Below are 18,161 nucleotides of genomic sequence, written 5' to 3'. Positions count from 1 at the left end.
ATAGCGAAATGTGGTAAAATAGCCCTGTTGAGTATATGTGCCCGTGCTGGATGGTATGTTCATCCTGCATGGCACGCTCATCCTGCATGAAGTATATGATTCTGATTCAAGAAGGAGGATTACATGATCAAATTATATGACAATGGTGTCTATCTCTTAAACGGCACCGAGATTGTGGAAGATACAGGAAACGTACAGGTTCCTCTCTCAAAGGAAGAGGCAGCGCAGAACACGATGGCATACGGCATCTTAAATGCGCACAATACTTCCGGCAACATGGAGAACCTGCAGATCAAGTTCGACAAGCTGACATCCCACGACATCACATTTGTCGGCATCATCCAGACAGCACGTGCTTCAGGGCTTCAGAAATTTCCGATCCCCTATGTGCTGACAAACTGCCACAACAGTCTCTGCGCGGTCGGCGGTACGATCAATGAGGATGACCACATGTTCGGACTGACCTGCGCGAAGAAGTACGGCGGCGTCTATGTACCGCCTCATCAGGCAGTCATCCACCAGTTCGCCCGCGAGATGCTGGCAGGCGGCGGAAAGATGATCCTCGGATCAGACAGCCATACGCGTTACGGCGCGCTCGGGACCATGGCAATGGGCGAGGGCGGACCGGAGCTTGTAAAGCAGCTTCTTAACAAGACATATGACATCAAGATGCCGGGCGTGATCGCCATCTATCTGGACGGCGAGCCGATGAAGGGCGTAGGTCCTCAGGATGTTGCGCTTGCGATCATCGGAGCGGTATTTAAAAATGGCTATGTAAACAATAAAGTGATGGAATTCGTCGGACCGGGCGTGAAGAAGCTGAGCGCTGACTTCCGTATCGGCGTTGACGTTATGACCACAGAGACGACCTGCCTGTCCTCCATCTGGACGACGGACGAGAAGATCGAGGAGTTCTATGAGATCCACGGCAGAAAGGACGACTACAAAGAGCTGAACCCGGGCGCATGTACATACTATGACGGATGCGTATACGTGAACTTAAGCGAGATCAAGCCCATGATCGCAATGCCGTTCCATCCGAGCAATGTGTACACCATCGATGAACTGAACGCGAACCTGAAAGATATTCTCCACGATGTAGAGCAGAAAGCGCTCGTCAGCCTGGACGGCGCGGTAGAGTATTCTCTCCAGGACAAGATCCGCGACGGAAAGCTCTATGTAGAGCAGGGCATCATCGCAGGATGCGCGGGCGGCGGATTTGAAAATATCTGCGCGGCAGCAGACATCATCAAAGGACATAACATCGGCTCCGACGCATTTACATTCAGCGTATATCCGGCAAGTATGCCGATCTATATGGAACTGGTGAAGAACGGCGCGGTGGCTGACCTTATGGAAGCGGGAACTGTCGTGAAGACTGCATTCTGCGGACCGTGCTTCGGCGCGGGCGACACACCGGCGAACAACGCGTTCTCCATCCGCCACACGACGAGAAACTTCCCGAACCGCGAGGGCAGCAAGCTCCAGAGCGGACAGATCTCTTCCGTGGCGCTCATGGACGCGCGTTCTATCGCAGCTACGGCGGCGAACAAAGGTTACCTCACACCGGCGACAGCCATGGATGTGGAATACAAAGGACAGAAATATCACTTTGACAGCAATATTTACGCGAACCGCGTATTTGACAGCCACGGCGTGGCAGACCCGAGTGTGGAGATCCAGTTCGGCCCGAACATCAAAGACTGGCCGGAGATGTCCGCGCTGCCGGAAAACCTGATCGTGAAAGTCGTATCCGAGATCCACGATCCGGTGACGACAACGGACGAGCTCATCCCGTCAGGAGAGACATCCTCCTACCGTTCCAACCCGCTGGGACTTGCAGAGTTCGCACTCTCCAGAAAAGACCCGGCATACGTGGGACGCGCAAAAGAAGTGCAGAAAGCACAGAAAGCCATTGAGGCAGGCACATGTCCGCTGGACGCGTTGGAAGAACTGAAACCGGTCATGGCTGTGATCCAGAAGACCTATCCGGAAGTCGGCAAAGGCAACATCGGAGTGGGCAGCACGATCTTCGCCGTAAAACCAGGCGACGGCTCCGCCCGCGAGCAGGCAGCTTCCTGCCAGAAGGTCCTCGGCGGCTGGGCGAACATCGCTATCGAGTACGCGACAAAGCGCTACCGCTCCAACCTCATCAACTGGGGAATGCTCCCGTTCCTCACAGACGCTGACCACGAGCATCTGCCGTTCAAGAACGGGGACTACATCTTCGTGCCGGATGTGAGAAAGGCAGTTGAAGAAAAAGCAGACGTGATCAAGGCTTACGTAGTCGGGGATGACCTCAAAGAGATCGACCTCAGACTGGGCGACCTGACAGACGCAGAGAGACAGATCATACTGGACGGATGCCTCATCAATTACTACAAATCAACGATGTAAAATCTGTATTTGCGGGGGGAACCCAATGATTGGCTAAACGTCCGAAAACCACTGGCTTGTTGCAGGGCGTTTTCGCGGCGGGCGGGGATATGGCTCTGGTTCCGGTTCCGTAATCCGGGAAAGACGTAAAAGGGAGAAAGCATGGCTAAAAGCAATTGTCCGGCGGAAGATTCGGCTCCGCCTCAGGCATCCGCCGGACAATTAACGCCACGCTTTCTCCCTTTAAGTCTTTCCGGCAGATTACTCCAAGTCACCGTCGCCATATCCCCGTCCGCCGCGAAAGACGCATCAAAGGGGGAACGGTTTTCTGCGCGCATCCGATCGGAAAGCCCCCCACAAATCCAGATTTTCTTCTTCCTTTTATCAGAGTAACGTGCTATAATGGCATAGACTGCGTTAAGAAGTCGTTAAATTTACAAAAAGTAAGAAAGGAATGAAAGAACATCATGGACAACAAGAATGAGTTCAAACCGTATATCCCGGCCGATAAGATCGTTCCGGAGTTTACGGTCACATCCATCGTGATTGGTATCATCCTTGCGGTTGTATTCGGCGCAGCGAATGCATATCTGGGTCTTCTCGTTGGTATGACGATCTCCGCCTCTATCCCGGCGGCCGTTATCTCAATGGGAATCATCCGTGTGATCCTCCGCAGGGATTCCATTCTCGAAAACAACCTGGTGCAGACGATCGGTTCTGCCGGTGAGTCTCTGGCAGCAGGTGCGATCTTTACACTGCCGGCTCTGTTCCTCTGGGCAGAGGAAGGCAAGATCGAGTTCCCGAGCCTTGTGACTCTTTTCCTGATCACACTGTTCGGCGGTCTCCTCGGAGTCTGCTTTATGGTGCCGCTCCGTCAGGCGCTGATCGTTGAGGAGCACGGGACACTTCCGTTCCCGGAAGGAACTGCATGCGCAGAGGTCCTTCTCGCGGGAGAGGAAGGCGGAAGCAAAGCAGGATCTGTATTTACAGGACTTGGCCTTGCAGCAGCGTACAAATTTATTGCAGACGGACTGAAATTATTCCCGAGTGAGATCGGATATGCGTTTAAGAGCTACGCAGGATCCCAGATCGGTATCCAGGTCCTCCCGTCGCTTGCAGGTGTGGGATTCATCTGCGGACCGAAGATCTCCAGCTACATGCTGGCAGGCGGTACCCTGAGCTGGTTCGTGCTCATGCCGGCGATCGCGCTGTTCGGCGGTGACGCGACGATCTATCCTGGGACAGAGTCCATCTCAGCGATGCTTGCAGGAGACGGTCCGTCCGCTCTGTGGAGCAACTATATTAAATACATCGGCGCCGGCGCCGTTGCTGCCGGCGGTATGATCAGCCTGATCAAGACATTCCCGCTGATCATCCGCACATTTAAGCAGGCAATGGCGAGCATGAGCAAGAAGCACGCGCAGAAGAATGCCCTGCGTACACAGCAGGATCTTCCGATGCCGATCCTTCTCGTGATCATCCTGGCGATCGTAATCCTGATCTGGCTGATCCCGACATTCCCGGTGAACCCGGTAGGATCTCTGATCATCGTGATCTTCGGATTCTTCTTTGCATCCGTATCCTCACGTATGGTCGGACTGATCGGATCTTCCAATAACCCGGTATCCGGTATGGCGATCGCAACACTGATCATTGCCACACTGCTCCTGAAACTTACAGGGACAGACGGCACGACAGGCATGGTCGGCGCGATCGCGATCGGCGGCGTGATCTGCGTTATCGCAGCGATCGCAGGCGATACTTCCCAGGACCTGAAGACTGGTTTCATTGTCGGAGCGACTCCGAAGAAACAGCAGATCGGTGAGATGATCGGTGTCGTAGTTTCCGCAGCAGCAGTTGGCTTTGTACTTTATCTCCTGAACGAGGCATGGGGATACGGTACGACAGAGCTTCCGGCAGCACAGGCTACGATGATGAAAATGCTCGTCGAGGGTATCATGAATGCTGAGCTTCCGTGGGCGCTGATCTTCATCGGCGTGTTTATCGCGATCGTTGCCGAGATCCTGAAGGTTCCGGTAATGCCGTTCGCAGTTGGTATGTACCTGCCGTTCAGCTTAAGCGCCGGTATCATGGCAGGCGGTATCGTCCGTTACATTGTTGAGAAGATCAAAGGTACGGACGCAGAGAAGAAAGAGCGCGCAGACCGCGGTGTGCTTTTCACATCAGGTCTGATCGCCGGAGAAGGTATCATGGGTATTGTGCTCGCAGTGCTCGCGGTTGCGAAAGTGGATTCCGTGATCAATCTGAGCGAAAGATTCGGTTTCACTACTCCGCAGGTTGTAAGCCTGATCGTCTTTGTGCTGCTTCTGGTATACCTGTTCAGAAAGTGCATGAAGAAAGCAAAATAATCAAGAGATCATTGAATGGTCACCGGTATGCGGCGCGGCCGCAGCCGGAGAAGGAACAGCCTGCATCTTGCGGGCTGTTTCTTTCTGTGTTATGATGCTTTTTAGCCAGATCATGGCGTCCCGCGGAAGCAGCCTGCGGGAACGGTTTGTTGAAACAGGTTATTTGTACAGTTAGCTATTTGTGCGGTAAATGAGAGGAAACCTCGAACTATGAGCAAGAAAAATTCAAAAAATTATCTGGATTACATTCCGGTAAGAAATCCGGATGTGGAGTATGAGACAGCGGACGACGGCCGGGTGACTGTGTTTGTCGAGTGGAAAGGATTCTACCACCGTATCGCCCAGAAGTTTTTCCACCGTCCCAGGGTCAGCGATATCAAGATGGATGAGCTGGGAAGTTTCGTATGGCTCATCATTGACGATGAGAAAGATGTGCATCAGCTTTCCAAAGAACTTGACGCGAAATTCCCGAAAATGGAAAAGTCTCTGGCAAGGCTGATCAAATTTCTGGAGATCCTTCACGATAATCACCTGATCTACTGGAAGGGGGAGAAGAGAAAATAATGCTTCACTATATTCCGTATATCCTTCTTTTTGCCCTTGCCACAGCGGTCATCTACGGATGGGGATTATGGCGCAGTGTCCGCCAGCAGCAGGATCTCTCCAACATGCTGAGCGCAAAAGGTATCTCAAAGATCAAAAAGGCATTGAAAAAAGGGCCGCTGTCCAGAAAGGACCTGGAGCCTGTGGTGAGCACACTGACAGCGCGCCAGCCGTTCAGCAGCGAGCAGATCGGTGTGACAGATCCCGGGAAATTCCTTGATTCCATCCTGCCGTATATGATCCGGCAGAAAATGATCCGGGAGAGCCGGGAAGGCGGGCAGACGCTTTATGAGCTCAATAAAAGGGGCTGTCGGGAAATAGATAGTCCAAAACAGGGGCAGTTGTGACTCGCATGAGTCACAACTGCCCCTGAAATTTATCCTGTAAAAAGAGAAAAAGATGGCTAACGACAACCATCTTTCTCTCCGTTCCATGTTATAATGGAACTATGCAAAAACAAGATTATTATAACGACTTTTTTGAAATTGGGCAACAGAAAATTAACTTCAGTTTCTTCGAATTGAGTCTACCCGATGACGATCCAGTCTATACCCTGAAAAAAGTGATGGAGGAATTAGATTTTTCAGGCCTGCTGGCCTGTTATCCAAACAAGGGAAGAACCGGGTTTAACCCAATCATGCTGTATGCTGTCGTTACCTACGCAAACATGCGCGGAGTCCGGGCCGTTGACCGGATTGTTGATCTGTGCCAGAGAGACCTTGCTTTTATCTGGCTGACGAAAGGGCAGAAGCCTCAAAGGGATGTTTTTTACGATTTTAAAGGCAAAAAGCTCACAGGGGAAGTCCTGGATGAATTGAATTACCAGTTCATGCGCCGCCTGGAAAAAGAAGGGTTTCTTACACTGAAAGAACTTTATATCGATGGAACGAAACTGGAGGCAAATGCCAACAGATATACCTTTGTCTGGCGGGGCAGCCTGAATTACCATCTTGCAGGCCTGCTGGATACGATTGATGCCCTTTATACAAAGTACAACGCTTTCCTGCTGGACAATGGGTATGGCCCGAAATATGACCTTGGGGATGCACATATGTTTGTGATTGAGGGGATGGACAAAGTCAGGAAGATCATCCAAAAGAACAGGGAGCGGAAACTGACAAAGCATAAGAAGATCCCTAATAATACCATAATCGAGATCGATCATTGTTCCCCGCTTGAAATCCGGAAACTGCAGAAGAACCTGATGCGGATTGCAGAGGGAGAAGGGATTGAGTTTGTTTTCGGGAAGGGAATGCGTAAGCCGGAGATCCAGAAACTTTATGAGGGACTGGAAGAATGCGGAAAGCGCCTGATGGAGTATAAAGAATGCTTTAAGATCATGGGGAAAGACCGCAACAGCTATTCTAAGACAGATCTGGAAGCGACATTCATGCGGATGAAAGAGGACCATATGATGAACGGGCAGTTAAAACCTGCCTATAACGTCCAGATCGCAGTAGAAAATTACTTTATTGTCCACGGATATGTAAGCAATGACCGGACAGACTACAACACGCTGATCCCAGTTCTGGAAAAACACAGGAAAGCGTTTGGGGATAAGCTGGAGGCAGTCACTGCCGACAGCGGCTACTGCAGTGAAAAGAACCTGCTGTATCTGAAAGAGAACAGGATCCGCAGCTTCATCAAGCTGCAGGACCATGAGAAGAGGAAGACACGGGCATACAAAGAAGACATCGGGAAGTATTACAACATGACATACGCCGTTTTTGAGAATGAGCACTATTATATCTGCCATGACGGAAGAGAACTGCACCATATCCGGACAGAAAGCAAAGAACAGGACGGCTACACACAGACAGTAGAGGTATACGGCTGTGCGGACTGCAGTGAATGTGAATATAAATCGAAATGTCTTTATAAATACAATCCCGAAAAGAATCCGGACCAGAACAAGGTCATGAAGATCAATGAACGCTGGGAAGAACTGAGGGAGGAGTCCAACACGAATATCCAGAGTGAAGAAGGGATCCTGAAACGTCAGACACGGTCGATCCAGACAGAGGGTCACTTTGGAGATATCAAAGAGAACGAAAACTTCCGTCGTTTTAACTACCGTTCGAAAGAGAAAGTATATAAAGAGTTCATGCTGTATGCCATAGGGCGGAACATCATGAAATATCATCGGTTTTTACATCAGGAAATCGAAAAATTTGAAGGGAAAAAGGAGCAGGAAGCGGCTTAACCAAAGGAGTGCTCTGAAAAATCCAGCCAAGGGGTTATTGCGCCCTAAAATAGCGCTTGCAAAAAGACGGAGGCAATCTCCGACAGAATTATGGATTAAAAAATGTCCATATTCTTCGGGATTGTCTCCGTCTTGTTTGTCAGGAGTCAAAAATCGGTATTAACCGACAGCCCCTTTTATGTCCTATGAATGATAGTACAGCTCGATCGGGTCGATGGGGTCGAACGGATGCTCTTCCACCATTTTTTTATTTCTCCCCCGCCGTTTTACGAGTTCCCCGCTCTTATTGTATACCCAGAAGGAGTACACGAGGAGCTTGTTGATCTTGCCGATCCGCTCTTTTGTCGTCTTCTCGTAGAGAGTACCGCCTGCCTTGAAGGCGGTCTTTTTGTGGATCAGGGAGATGAGCTCGGTCTCACAAGTGACCGGCTCCGGCAGGATCGTATATCCCCGCCCGACGCATCCGGGCTTGTGGGAATCGCTGCCCCCGGTCATGACCTTCCCGTATTTTTTCGCCAGCTTCTCCGCGCCTGCGTTGGACTGCACGGACTCGCAGCTGTTGAATGCCTCCACAAAATCAAACCGCTTTACGATCTCAGGAGACTGGTAAAATTTCCTCGCATTGGTGAAGCTCATATATTTTTCACCGCACGGATGCGCAGGCCCGAGCACACCGCCGTTGCGGTGCACCAGGTCGATCAGTACGGCGAGCGGCATCCCGCGCATTTCCAGCACCCTCATCTTCACGCCCTCAGGCATGATCACAAGGATATGCCCCGCATCCCTGGTGTCGTATTCGATGCCTTTGAGCACGACAAAATCCGTATGCTTTTTCCCTTTGATGTTTTCTTTCCAATAGCGGTAGCCATTGTACGTATCATGGTCCGTGATGACCATTCCCTGAAACCCATGCTGTTTCAATATCGTGATATATTCGTCCAGGCCCACTTTGCTGTCGATCGAGCCTTCTTTCACATGGCAATGCATATCGATCTTCATATACATGACCTCTTTTCCGGTGTATCCACCTGATAGGATTGTCTGTCGATTCCACCACTATTATACATCATTCCGTCTGCAGATGACAACAGAAGGACACGGACTTTTCACCTTCGCGCTGTGCTTACCGATATATCCTGGAAGCCCCGCGCAGCATCGCATAGAGGCACCCGATCCATGCCGCCGCGTACACGATGGTCGGGAGCTGTGTCTCCGTAAAACAAAAAAGCACCGTCAATACAGCGAGCGCTGTCATTCCCGCCGCTGCTGTAAGTCCCCCGAGTAAAGATTTTCTGATATACATAATAAAACACACCCTTCTCTTGTATGATTTTTTGCTCTGAAAGTATCATACCAGAGTGGGTGTGTCATAAAACGGACTTTACTTTGCCTCTGCTGATTTTTTTATTTAGAGATCGTCCAGTTCCTCATCCGGGTCGTCGATATCCTCTATGTCGTCCAGACTGACCGTTTCCAGACCGCTTCCGTCATCCGTGCCGGGGAGAGCCGTGTTCCCGGCTGCGTCCCCGCTGTTTCCTCCAAGGTCATCCATGACGGCCCTTGCCCGCTCGACCTCGTTTGCAGTGGATGCTTCCTGACGGATCTGCGCCGCGCGCTTCAGGCTTTGTTTTTTGCGCTTCTTTGACAGGAGCAGGAGCTGTACCAGTACCCCCAGAGCTCCGAATACTGCGCACAGTGCGATGCGGATCAGGCTGTCCATGCCGGTGTCAGGCAGGAGATAGCTTACTGCCGGTCCCGCGGTGACTGCGCCCAGGAGAACCGTCGCCAGTATCGTGATGATCTCCAGGAATTTCATGGCAAGGATCGCGGCGATGAGCCCGATCACCTGACAGATGCCTGCGAGGATCCAGTTCTCAGGATTGACCAGATGGAAGCAGAACAGGCTGACAGAGAGGAAGACGGTCACAAAGATGCCGACCCTGTATAAAACGGATCCCAGGACTGCCAGCAGGATCCCCGCGGCGAGCCCGGCGCCCACACAGACGGCTGCACCTGCCCCAGCTGCTTCCCCTGCGGCAAAACCGACAAAAAATCCTGCCCCAAGTCCCAGCACTGCTGCCCAGAACCGTACGATCTTCAGACCGAAGAGACAGAGCAGCAGCCCGGCCGCGGCTGCCGCAGCAAGCCAGATCAGTTCTGTCTGCGTCAGTGCGTGCCCGCTTTCGTCCAGCCTGGACAGAGCCGCACTGATATCAGAGAGGCTGATCCCCTGTAATGTTTCGTAGATTTCATTCATGTTCATGATACTCACCCTTACCTTTTATTTATTTTTTGTACATCTCCCCCGGATCTTTAAGAAGATCCCTGTATTCCTTTACAACCGCTTCCGGTGAAAGGAGCTGCGCATCCAGCCGTTTTCCTGACCATTCTATCAACTTTTCCATCCCTTGGCAAGACGGCGGGATGTGAAAGAAAGGCTGCGGCTGCTTTTTTGGACAATGAAAATGGATGCCAATCAGCTTTCTGATCAACATCCATCTTCATCCTGATATTTCTATCATATTCCTTTTTCCTTTCTCTATCTTTATTGATCGGATAGATTTAACTTATGTTCCCGATGGTCCGTACCTCCTTTACTTAGATTCCTGCTGGACTTTGGTTCCCCGATGATCTTCTCCTGATATAAATTTTACTTCTCTCATAACTTTCTCGTCATTATGATATTTCTTTATATCTTCACCCGTTTCCCAATCACGATATCCGGCAGGTGAATAAAACTTCTGTGAATTTTCTTTCAAATAAAAGTAATTAATTACTTTTTTCTGATTGATTGTTCATTCAGTTTTATTTGTTGACATTATAATAACACTCATATCTGGATGTGTCAATAATAAATTTAGTTATTTTAATAAAAATATTTAAATTATCTGTTAATTTAAGATCCGAATGTTGCCGGTTGACTTCCGGGCGCTCGGATATTAGAATAAAATGTAAATTTTTATTTTCAAACTAATCAGAAGGGAGCCTTTATTAATGGAACAGTTAAGAATACCCGAAGGCTATCATTCTCCCCTTACGATCCGTGAGACGGAGGTTGCCATCAAAGAAGTGAAAGATCATTTTGAGCGGGCGCTTGCCAAAGCGCTTCATCTGACGCGCGTGTCAGCTCCGCTGTTCGTGCGCCCGGAATCCGGGCTGAACGATAACTTAAACGGTGTGGAGCGCCCGGTATCTTTTGGGATCAGGGAGCAGGAAGAAGCGCCGGCTGAGATCGTACATTCTCTTGCAAAATGGAAGAGATACGCCCTGAAAAATTATGGGTTCCATTCCGGAGAAGGGCTCTATACAGATATGAGCGCGATCCGCAGGGATGAGGATACGGACAATATCCATTCGATCTATGTGGACCAGTGGGACTGGGAAAAGGTCATCTCAAAAGAGGAGCGCAATATGGAGACGCTCCAGTATACTGTGCGCAAGGTATACAGCGCGCTGAAAGACACGGAAGATTATATTTCCAGGAGATATAATTATATCGAGCCGCTTCTTCCGGATGATATCTTCTTCATTACTTCCCAGGAGCTGGAAGATCTGTACCCGGGATGCACGCCGAAGGAGAGGGAGAACCGGATCGCGAAAGAGAAGGGCGCTGTCTTTGTATCCCAGATCGGCAAGGTGCTGGCATCCGGTGAGAGGCATGACGGACGCGCGCCGGATTATGACGACTGGGAATTAAACGGTGATATCATCGTCTATTATCCTGTCCTGGATATGGCTCTGGAGCTGTCTTCCATGGGGATCCGCGTGGATGAGGATGCTCTGAGAAGCCAGCTTAAGGCCGCGGGCTGCGAAGAGCGCGCGGAGCTGCCGTTCCAGAAATCCCTGCTGAACGGAGAGCTGCCTTATACAGTCGGCGGCGGGATCGGCCAGTCGCGTATCTGTATGTATTATCTGAGAAAGGCTCATATCGGTGAGGTGCAGTCTTCCCTCTGGCCGGACGAGATCGCTGCCAGGGCAAAGGAAAACGGGATCAACTTATTATAAGAGCCGGCTGCACTGTGTGCAGAGGATGAGATATGTGATGAGAGGAATGATTCCATGAAATATAAAAATGTAGTCTTTGATTTCGGAAATGTGATCGGCAGATTCGACGGAAGATATATGCTGGAGCAGTTCTGCCAGTCTCCAAAGGACTGTGACCTGCTGCTGCCTGTAGTCTATGCCCGTTGGCCGGAGCTCGATAAAGGCACGATCGGGTATGAGGAATATGTGGAGCATACAGTGTCCGCGGTACCTGCGCGCCTGGAAGAAACCGTGAGAAGTTTTTTCCGCGGCTGGCCGGATCTGGTCAGCCCGATCCCGGATACAGCGGAGCTGATCGGGGAACTCTGCGGCAGGAATGTGCCGGTGTACCTGTTGTCAAATGCGCCCACATATTTTGCGGACTGGGCGTCAGGCTGCGAGATGCTCAGAAAATTCAGCGGGACTGTATTTTCAGCCCCGCTGAAGATGGCAAAGCCTGACCCGCAGATCTACCGCTATCTGTTCGAGACGTTTTCCCTGAAACCTGAGGAATGCTTTTTCATCGATGATCTGGAGGAGAATGTCCGGGCGGGCAGGGCGCTCGGGATGGACGGCATTGTATTTAAAGGAAATATCCGGGAAGTAAAAACCGCCCTCGGCATGAAGTGACTGTGACCGGTGTGATACCGGACATCAGCTGTGCATCATACCGCTGGGGCGGTTTTTGCATGTTTTCGTCTGACTTATTCTTTTCCTCCGTTCGTGAATGACAGCGCGGATAAGAGAAGAGCCCCGGCAGCGAGAAAGAAATCTGCCAGGTTGTAAGTGATGGAGGACAGTTTTTTACTGCCTGTTTTAAAACCGATATAGTCTGTGACATGGCCTCTGGCAAAGCGGTCGAAAGTATTGCTCCACGCGCCTGCTGTCATCATGGAGAGAGCCGCTTTTTTCCAGGCGCCTTTTTTGCGGAACAGAGCCAGTGTATAGAGAAGACTGACAAATCCTGCCGCGGCAAGGGAAAAAGCTCTCACGATCTTCGGGCTGCCGGAGAGAAGGTTCAGGCACATGCCTGTATTGGCGACCCGCCGCAGCACGACGGGCCCTGCCAGCTCTTTTTCTTCGTTTTTGTCCAGATTCTGTTCGGTATAAGATTTTAAGATCTGATCTGCCGTGAACAGGACTCCTGTCCCGCACAGGAACCAGCGTTTTTTCATAGGATCACCTGCCTGTATTTTGCTGTCCGGCTTTATTTCTGCCTGGCTTTATTTCTGATTGGCTTTATTCAGCTGCTTCCTCTGTTTTTTCAGCCGTAGTTTCTGCTGTGTCCCCATCTTTTTCTTTTACACTGTCAGCCTGGTCGTCGGTGTCTGTGTCATCCTGGACTTCCTCGGCGTCCGCATCGCAGACCGTTACCTTTTCACCGCAGTAAGGGCAGTAAGACATCTCTTTTGAAACCATCCTGCCGCAGCGTGCACACTCGGAAGTGCCGCGGATCTTCGCAATCTTTTTCTCATAGTCTTCGATCGCAGCTTCTCTGTCCCTGACTGCATCGCAGAGTGCCTTTGCGGATTCTTCGACTTCGCCGCCTTCTTTATACCTGTCGTAGATGGTACGTCCCAGTTCCATGAGATCTACGGCATTTCCCCTGGCAAGCCCGCGGATCTGTCCTTTGATCCGCTGGATCTCGATCGCGTCTCCGGCTTTGCTGGTGACCGTTTCTGCTGTTTCTCCAAGGCGTTTCCCAAGATCTTCAAAAAAATCTCTCATCGTTATCAATCTCCCTTCTTCTTTCGTCCGTCCCGGACCTGTGGAACACCGGGGCTTTCCCGGCGTTTTGACCTATCACCATTATACCCTATTAAGCGGCGACTTCAACATACCGGGCAGGATTTTATACTTTTTTAACCGACAGCGGTCAGGTGAGGACAGTAACACAGCCGGTTTCCGGCGGACTACGCCGGGGGCCGCGCCGCATATTCCGGTGGAGGCACTCATATCATGGTTATAAATCCTTTCCAGGAGTTTCTCTATGCCTGATACAGATACATGCCGGGAACAGATCCTGTCCGAAGATTACAGGGACTTCATCGGGAACCATGTGCGCACCCCTTTTTTCGACAGTATGCTGAGGGAAGAGCGGTGTGAACAGGACGCCGGCTTTGATTACAAGTGTATTTATCTGCCGTCGGATCTGGCGGACCCGATCAGCCTTGCGAGATATTCTTACAATTCCATACCGAAATGCTATGCGCCGCTTGCCATGGAGACGCTGAATCAGGCGGGCATCCTGCCGGTGCAGAATTACCCGACCCTTCAGTTAAAAGGGCAGGGGGTGCTGATCGGGATCATGGACAGCGGGATCGATTATACAAGCGGGGTGTTCCGCCGGATCGACGGTGCCACGAGGATCCTGTCTGTCTGGGATCAGACGGTGCAGACCGGCACGCCGCCGGATGGCTTTGCCTATGGCAGTGAATTTACGGAAGAGAGGATCAATGAAGCATTGCAGTCGGAAAATCCGTTCGAGATCGTCCCGACTGTGGATGAGACCGGGCATGGGACCTACGCGGCAAGTCTCGCGGCCGGATCGGCAGATCCGGGGCAGCAGTTCCTGGGGGCCGCGCCGGAGGCAGGCATCGCTGTGGTAAAGCTGAAGCAGGCGAAACAATATCTCCGGGATTACTACTTCATCCCGGGAGACGCCGTGTGCTATCAGGAGACAGATCTTATGCTCGGCCTGAAATACCTGAATGACGTGGCGGACACGCTGGGGCTTCCCCTGGTCGTGTGCGTCACGGTCGGTTCCAGTATGGGCGGGCACATCGGCACGCTGCCGCTTCCTTTCCTTATCGACGGCTACAGTACAAGGGCAAACCGGATCACCGTGGTCGGCGTGGGGAACGAGGCGGATAAGCGCCATCACTATTACAATGAGATCACAGACGAAGAGGACACGAAGACCGTCGAACTGCGGGTGGGAGAGGGCGTCCCGGGATTTTCTCTGGAGCTTTGGACGGACATTCCCAATATCCTCTCGATCTCGATCATATCGCCCTCCGGTGAAAATACCTCCCGGATCCCGTTCCGCGTGGGGGCCAGCGCTGAGCTGGATTTCCTGTTCGAGCGGACAAAGGTTACCGTAGATTACCGGCTTCTGGTGGAAAAGAGTACGTCAGAGCTGGTCTTTTTCCGCTTCAATGCCCCGGCGCCCGGTATCTGGAAGATCGTGGTGGAGCCGCTGTCTGTAAATGACGGCCAGTTCCATATGTGGCTTCCTCTGACAGAATTTCTGGAGGGCGAAGTCTTTTTCCTGGAGTCAGACCCTTATTATACGCTGACAAATCCGGCGAATACAGACAGCCCGGTCGTTGTGGCGTATTATGAGGGGGTCAGCGGGGCAGTGGCTCAGGCTTCCGGCAGGGGGTATACACGGCTCCAGCGCCGCCGGCCGGACATCGCCGCTCCCGGCGTCAACGTCCCGGGAGCCGTGCCCGGCGGGCGGTTTTCCACGCGCACAGGGTCCTGCGCCGCGGCCGCTGTCACTGCCGGGGCGGTGGCGCTGATGCTGGAGTGGCTCGTGTATATCCAGGAGGTGCCGGGGGTGGATTCCTTTCAGTTAAAGAGCCTGCTCATCATCGGCGCGTCGCGGCCCCGGACGATGGAGTACCCGAACCGGGAGTGGGGATACGGACAGCTAAATCTGTATAATACATTTGAGACGATGCGGCAGCTCTGAGAGGGCTGCCGCAGAGCTTATATACAGTTGACAGGATGCGGGATCTCGGGCAGAATGTGTGTGCGGAGGAGACATCCTGGGCCAGGGGAACAGATTTTGGAAAAAAGCACGATCCGTGCAACAATCTGCCGCCCGGATGACTCTTATAGATAACGAGCCGGAAAGGGAGAACTGTCGGACAGTTTTGTCTGTGGCACATAAAGGAGAGGAGGGGCGCGGATGTACGATTATGAGAACAGCCCGGAACCGGATCTGATCCGGCGGGCGAAGCGGGGAGATATTAAGGCATTTTCCCAATTGTACGCGCGGATCTACAAGGATCTGTACAGATTTGCCCTGTATATGACAAGGCACACGCAGGATGCAGAGGATGCGGTCAGTGAGGCAGTACTGTCTGCCTACGAGAATCTGGCCGGTCTGCGGAAGGAGGACTCGTTCAGGAGCTGGATGTTTACGATCCTGAATAACTGCTGTAAGAAGATGCTGCGCAGAGGGCGGAGGGAAGCGGCCCTGCCGGAAGGCGGCGCTCATGACCGGATCGGGGAGAATGCCCATGAGCCGGATTATGCCCAGTGGCATGACGTGCGCAGAGCGTTCGGCGAGCTGGATGAGGAGGAGAGGATGATCGTGGCGTTTTCCGTGTTCGGGGGATACCGCAGCGAGGAGATCGCTCAGATGCTGGACAGGAATGCAGCGACCGTGAGGTCGCGCAAGAGCCGGGCGCTGGAGAAGATGAGGAGCGCCCTGAGCTGAATCAGGAACATGGACCAGAAAGGGATATAAGGCCGCAGGAGGTGGACAAGTTATGGAAGATAATAAAAGAACAAACACAGGGGGAAATGATCCCATGGAAGACAAACTGCGAGAGCTCACGGAGGATACGCAGGTACCGGCTTCTTTAGAGCCGGAGCAGATAGAAAAGATGCTGCTGAAAAAGAAAAAGGAAAAAACAGTAAAATACCGCAGGAAATATGCGGGGATCGCAGCAGCGGCGTGTCTCTGCCTGGCGGTGGGGGTGACGGCGGCGATCACCGGACAAAGAGGAGACGACAGCAGTTCCGGGGCCGGAGCCGGTGCGGAAATTGCGTCAGAGGCAGGAAATGCCGGAGAGACAGCGGAAGGTGAAACAACAGAGTCAGAAACAAAGATCGCATCCGCCGCGGATTATGACCAGATCTATGATTACATCCAGGCGGAGCTGAAGTATCAGGAAAAGCAGGCGAAAAAGCAGGCCAGGATGTACAGCGACGGGACAGCTTCCGGCGTCGAAGAGATCGCTTCAGCGGACAGCGCGGTGATGGACAGCGGGGCAGCGCAAAATGCGGCGGCGTACAGCGGAGCAGGCGGCGGCAGTACGCCAGGCGGAGGATATTCGGATACCAATGTCAGGGAAGAGAGCGTCGGCGAGGCGGACGTAGTGAAGACGGACGGAAGCTGCCTGTATGTCATGAGCGGGAACCGGGTGGAGATCGTAGATATCGCATCGGAGGAGATGGAAGAGATCGCCGCGGTAACTGTGGACCCTGACAGCTATATCAGGGAACTGTATGTGGAAGGCAGCCGGATGGCAGTATTTTACACGCAGAGCAAATATACGCAGGAGGATGGGATCGAGGTGCGCTCCAGGGAATTTGCATGTACGGATGTATATGATATCAGTGACCCGTCCGCGCCTGTGAAGCTGAATACATTCTCTCAGAGCGGAGCCTATAATACGATGCGGGTGAAGGACGGATACGCTTATGTGATCAGTAGTTTTTACCCGGATACAGCGTCGCCCCGGTCTGATGTGGGCGCTTATGTGCCGTCAGTACAGAGCGGTACTCTGGAAGCAGACCGGATCCTCATGCCGGAGCAGGAGATGGGAAGCGAGTACACAGTGATCACGGCATTTTCCCTCGCGGATCCGCAGGAGCAGACGGACAGTAAGGCAGTGTTCGGCAGCGCCGGGCTGTGCTATGTCAGCGGAGAAAACATTTATGTGACAGAAACTTGTTATGATACGGATGACACGGGCATGTCCAGGACCGCGGTACGGAAGGTAGCCTACCATGACGGGCAGCTGGAGGGGGCGGCCCAGGCAAAGGTGGACGGGATGCTGAACGATTCTTTCAGCATTGACGAATACAACGGGTACCTCAGGCTCGTGACCACGATCACATCGGACAATGGCGTGATGCCCATCAGCGGAGATTCCTCTGCTGCGGAGCCTGACAGCAGCAATGCACTGTATGTGCTGGACGGGGAGCTTCAGATCACCGGTGAGATCCGGGACCTGGCTCCGGGCGAGACAGTGTATTCCGCGCGGTTTATGGGAGATACCGGATACTTTGTCACATTCCGCCAGGTGGATCCGCTGTTCTCCGTGGACCTCTCAGACCCGGCGTCCCCGCAGATCATCGGGGAGCTGAAGATACCGGGATTTTCGGAATACCTTCACCCTTATGGGGAGGGGCTTCTGCTCGGGATCGGGATGGCTGTGGATGAGGAAGGTGTGACCACGGAAGGAGTCAAGTTGTCCATGTTCGATATTTCCGACCCTGGGAATGTCACAGAAGCGTCTGTCTATGTCATGGAAGACATGTACGGAACGGATGCGGCGTATGATTATAAAGCGGTCTTCGCGGACGTGGAGAAAAACCTGTTCGGATTCCGCGCCTACGGCGGAAACGGAGATGTATATGCTGTATTTTCCTATGACGCGTCAGAGGGATTCCGGGAAGTGTTCTCCAGGGAACTGACATATGGCGGCGATGCGCGCGGCCTGTACGCGGGCGAAAGATTTTATCTGGTTGTCGGAAATACAGTGGAATCATATACACTCTCCGGATTTGAAAAGATCGATGATATCGTGCTGGGGAGCATAGAGCCTCTGGCAGCAGATTAGCCG

General features: G+C 52.3%; 16 protein-coding genes. 10 read left to right on the top strand and 6 right to left on the bottom strand.

What is annotated here, in order from left to right:
• Nucleotides 1-123 precede the first annotated feature (123 nt).
• Complete coding sequence (locus B5G27_RS06685) at nt 124-2,397, top strand: hydratase (protein ID WP_087178121.1); 2,274 nt, start codon at nt 124-126, stop codon at nt 2,395-2,397.
• 182 nt (nt 2,398-2,579) lie between these two features.
• Here the strand turns inward: B5G27_RS06685 and B5G27_RS16595 are convergent, their stop codons facing one another.
• Nucleotides 2,580-2,714, bottom strand: coding sequence for a hypothetical protein (locus B5G27_RS16595; protein ID WP_275533031.1), 135 nt, complete (start codon nt 2,712-2,714; stop codon nt 2,580-2,582).
• Nucleotides 2,715-2,843: 129 nt separating this feature from the next.
• On the opposite strand from B5G27_RS16595, the gene B5G27_RS06680 reads away from it, so the two are divergent.
• The 4 genes from B5G27_RS06680 to B5G27_RS06665 all read left to right on the top strand — a co-directional run bounded on the left by B5G27_RS06680 (nt 2,844) and on the right by B5G27_RS06665 (nt 7,551).
• Nucleotides 2,844-4,745, top strand: a complete 1,902-nt coding sequence (locus B5G27_RS06680) for an OPT family oligopeptide transporter (RefSeq protein ID WP_191420526.1) — start codon at nt 2,844-2,846, stop codon at nt 4,743-4,745.
• A gap of 210 nt (nt 4,746-4,955) precedes the next feature.
• Nucleotides 4,956-5,309: a PqqD family protein gene (locus B5G27_RS06675; RefSeq protein WP_087178119.1), complete on the top strand. Its 354-nt coding sequence runs from the start codon at nt 4,956-4,958 to the stop codon at nt 5,307-5,309.
• The gene (locus B5G27_RS06670) at nt 5,309-5,695 is read left to right on the top strand and encodes a hypothetical protein (RefSeq protein ID WP_087178118.1); all 387 of its coding nucleotides are present in this window, start codon (nt 5,309-5,311) and stop codon (nt 5,693-5,695) included. The genes B5G27_RS06675 and B5G27_RS06670 overlap by 1 nt, the downstream gene beginning before the upstream one ends.
• 101 nt (nt 5,696-5,796) lie before the next feature.
• Nucleotides 5,797-7,551: an IS1182 family transposase gene (locus B5G27_RS06665; protein WP_087177592.1), complete on the top strand. Its 1,755-nt coding sequence runs from the start codon at nt 5,797-5,799 to the stop codon at nt 7,549-7,551.
• 183 nt (nt 7,552-7,734) lie between these two features.
• On the opposite strand, the gene B5G27_RS06660 is transcribed toward B5G27_RS06665, so the two are convergent.
• The 3 genes from B5G27_RS06660 to B5G27_RS06650 form a co-directional block, all read right to left on the bottom strand.
• Complete coding sequence (locus B5G27_RS06660) at nt 7,735-8,550, bottom strand: PHP-associated domain-containing protein (RefSeq protein ID WP_087178117.1); 816 nt, start codon at nt 8,548-8,550, stop codon at nt 7,735-7,737.
• Between the two features lie 124 nt (nt 8,551-8,674).
• Complete coding sequence (locus B5G27_RS06655; protein ID WP_087178116.1) at nt 8,675-8,854, bottom strand: hypothetical protein; 180 nt, start codon at nt 8,852-8,854, stop codon at nt 8,675-8,677.
• Nucleotides 8,855-8,959: 105 nt separating this feature from the next.
• Nucleotides 8,960-9,814, bottom strand: coding sequence for a TMEM198/TM7SF3 family protein (locus tag B5G27_RS06650; RefSeq protein WP_143449654.1), 855 nt, complete (start codon nt 9,812-9,814; stop codon nt 8,960-8,962).
• Nucleotides 9,815-10,545: 731 nt separating this feature from the next.
• Between B5G27_RS06650 and asnA the strand changes: the two genes are divergently transcribed.
• Nucleotides 10,546-11,556, top strand: coding sequence for an aspartate--ammonia ligase (gene asnA / locus B5G27_RS06640; protein ID WP_087178113.1), 1,011 nt, complete (start codon nt 10,546-10,548; stop codon nt 11,554-11,556).
• Nucleotides 11,557-11,610: 54 nt separating this feature from the next.
• Nucleotides 11,611-12,204, top strand: a complete 594-nt coding sequence (locus tag B5G27_RS06635) for an HAD family hydrolase (protein WP_087178112.1) — start codon at nt 11,611-11,613, stop codon at nt 12,202-12,204.
• Between the two features lie 74 nt (nt 12,205-12,278).
• Here B5G27_RS06635 and B5G27_RS06630 read toward each other — a convergent pair whose 3' ends face one another.
• Both B5G27_RS06630 and B5G27_RS06625 read right to left on the bottom strand, forming a co-directional pair.
• Nucleotides 12,279-12,749 (bottom strand): signal peptidase II, encoded by a 471-nt coding sequence (locus B5G27_RS06630; RefSeq protein ID WP_087178111.1) that lies wholly within the window; start codon nt 12,747-12,749, stop codon nt 12,279-12,281.
• A gap of 64 nt (nt 12,750-12,813) precedes the next feature.
• A complete protein-coding gene (locus B5G27_RS06625) occupies nt 12,814-13,302 on the bottom strand; it encodes a zinc ribbon domain-containing protein (RefSeq protein ID WP_087178110.1) in 489 nt (162 codons plus the stop codon).
• Between the two features lie 262 nt (nt 13,303-13,564).
• On the opposite strand from B5G27_RS06625, the gene B5G27_RS06620 reads away from it, so the two are divergent.
• From B5G27_RS06620 to B5G27_RS06610, 3 genes are all read left to right on the top strand, one after another.
• Entirely contained in the window at nt 13,565-15,271 is a 1,707-nt protein-coding gene (locus B5G27_RS06620) for a S8 family peptidase (protein ID WP_087178109.1), read from the top strand.
• 219 nt (nt 15,272-15,490) lie between these two features.
• Nucleotides 15,491-16,024, top strand: coding sequence for an RNA polymerase sigma factor (locus tag B5G27_RS06615; RefSeq protein WP_087178108.1), 534 nt, complete (start codon nt 15,491-15,493; stop codon nt 16,022-16,024).
• A gap of 52 nt (nt 16,025-16,076) precedes the next feature.
• Nucleotides 16,077-18,158, top strand: coding sequence for a beta-propeller domain-containing protein (locus tag B5G27_RS06610; protein ID WP_087178107.1), 2,082 nt, complete (start codon nt 16,077-16,079; stop codon nt 18,156-18,158).
• The last annotated feature ends 3 nt before the right edge of the window (nt 18,159-18,161 follow it).

The organism is Lachnoclostridium sp. An76, assembly GCF_002161355.1.
In the GTDB taxonomy this organism is placed as follows: domain Bacteria; phylum Bacillota; class Clostridia; order Lachnospirales; family Lachnospiraceae; genus Mediterraneibacter; species Mediterraneibacter caccavium.
The sequence above is the reverse complement of the archived record's forward strand: the minus strand, read 5'-3'. Positions and strand labels throughout refer to the sequence as shown.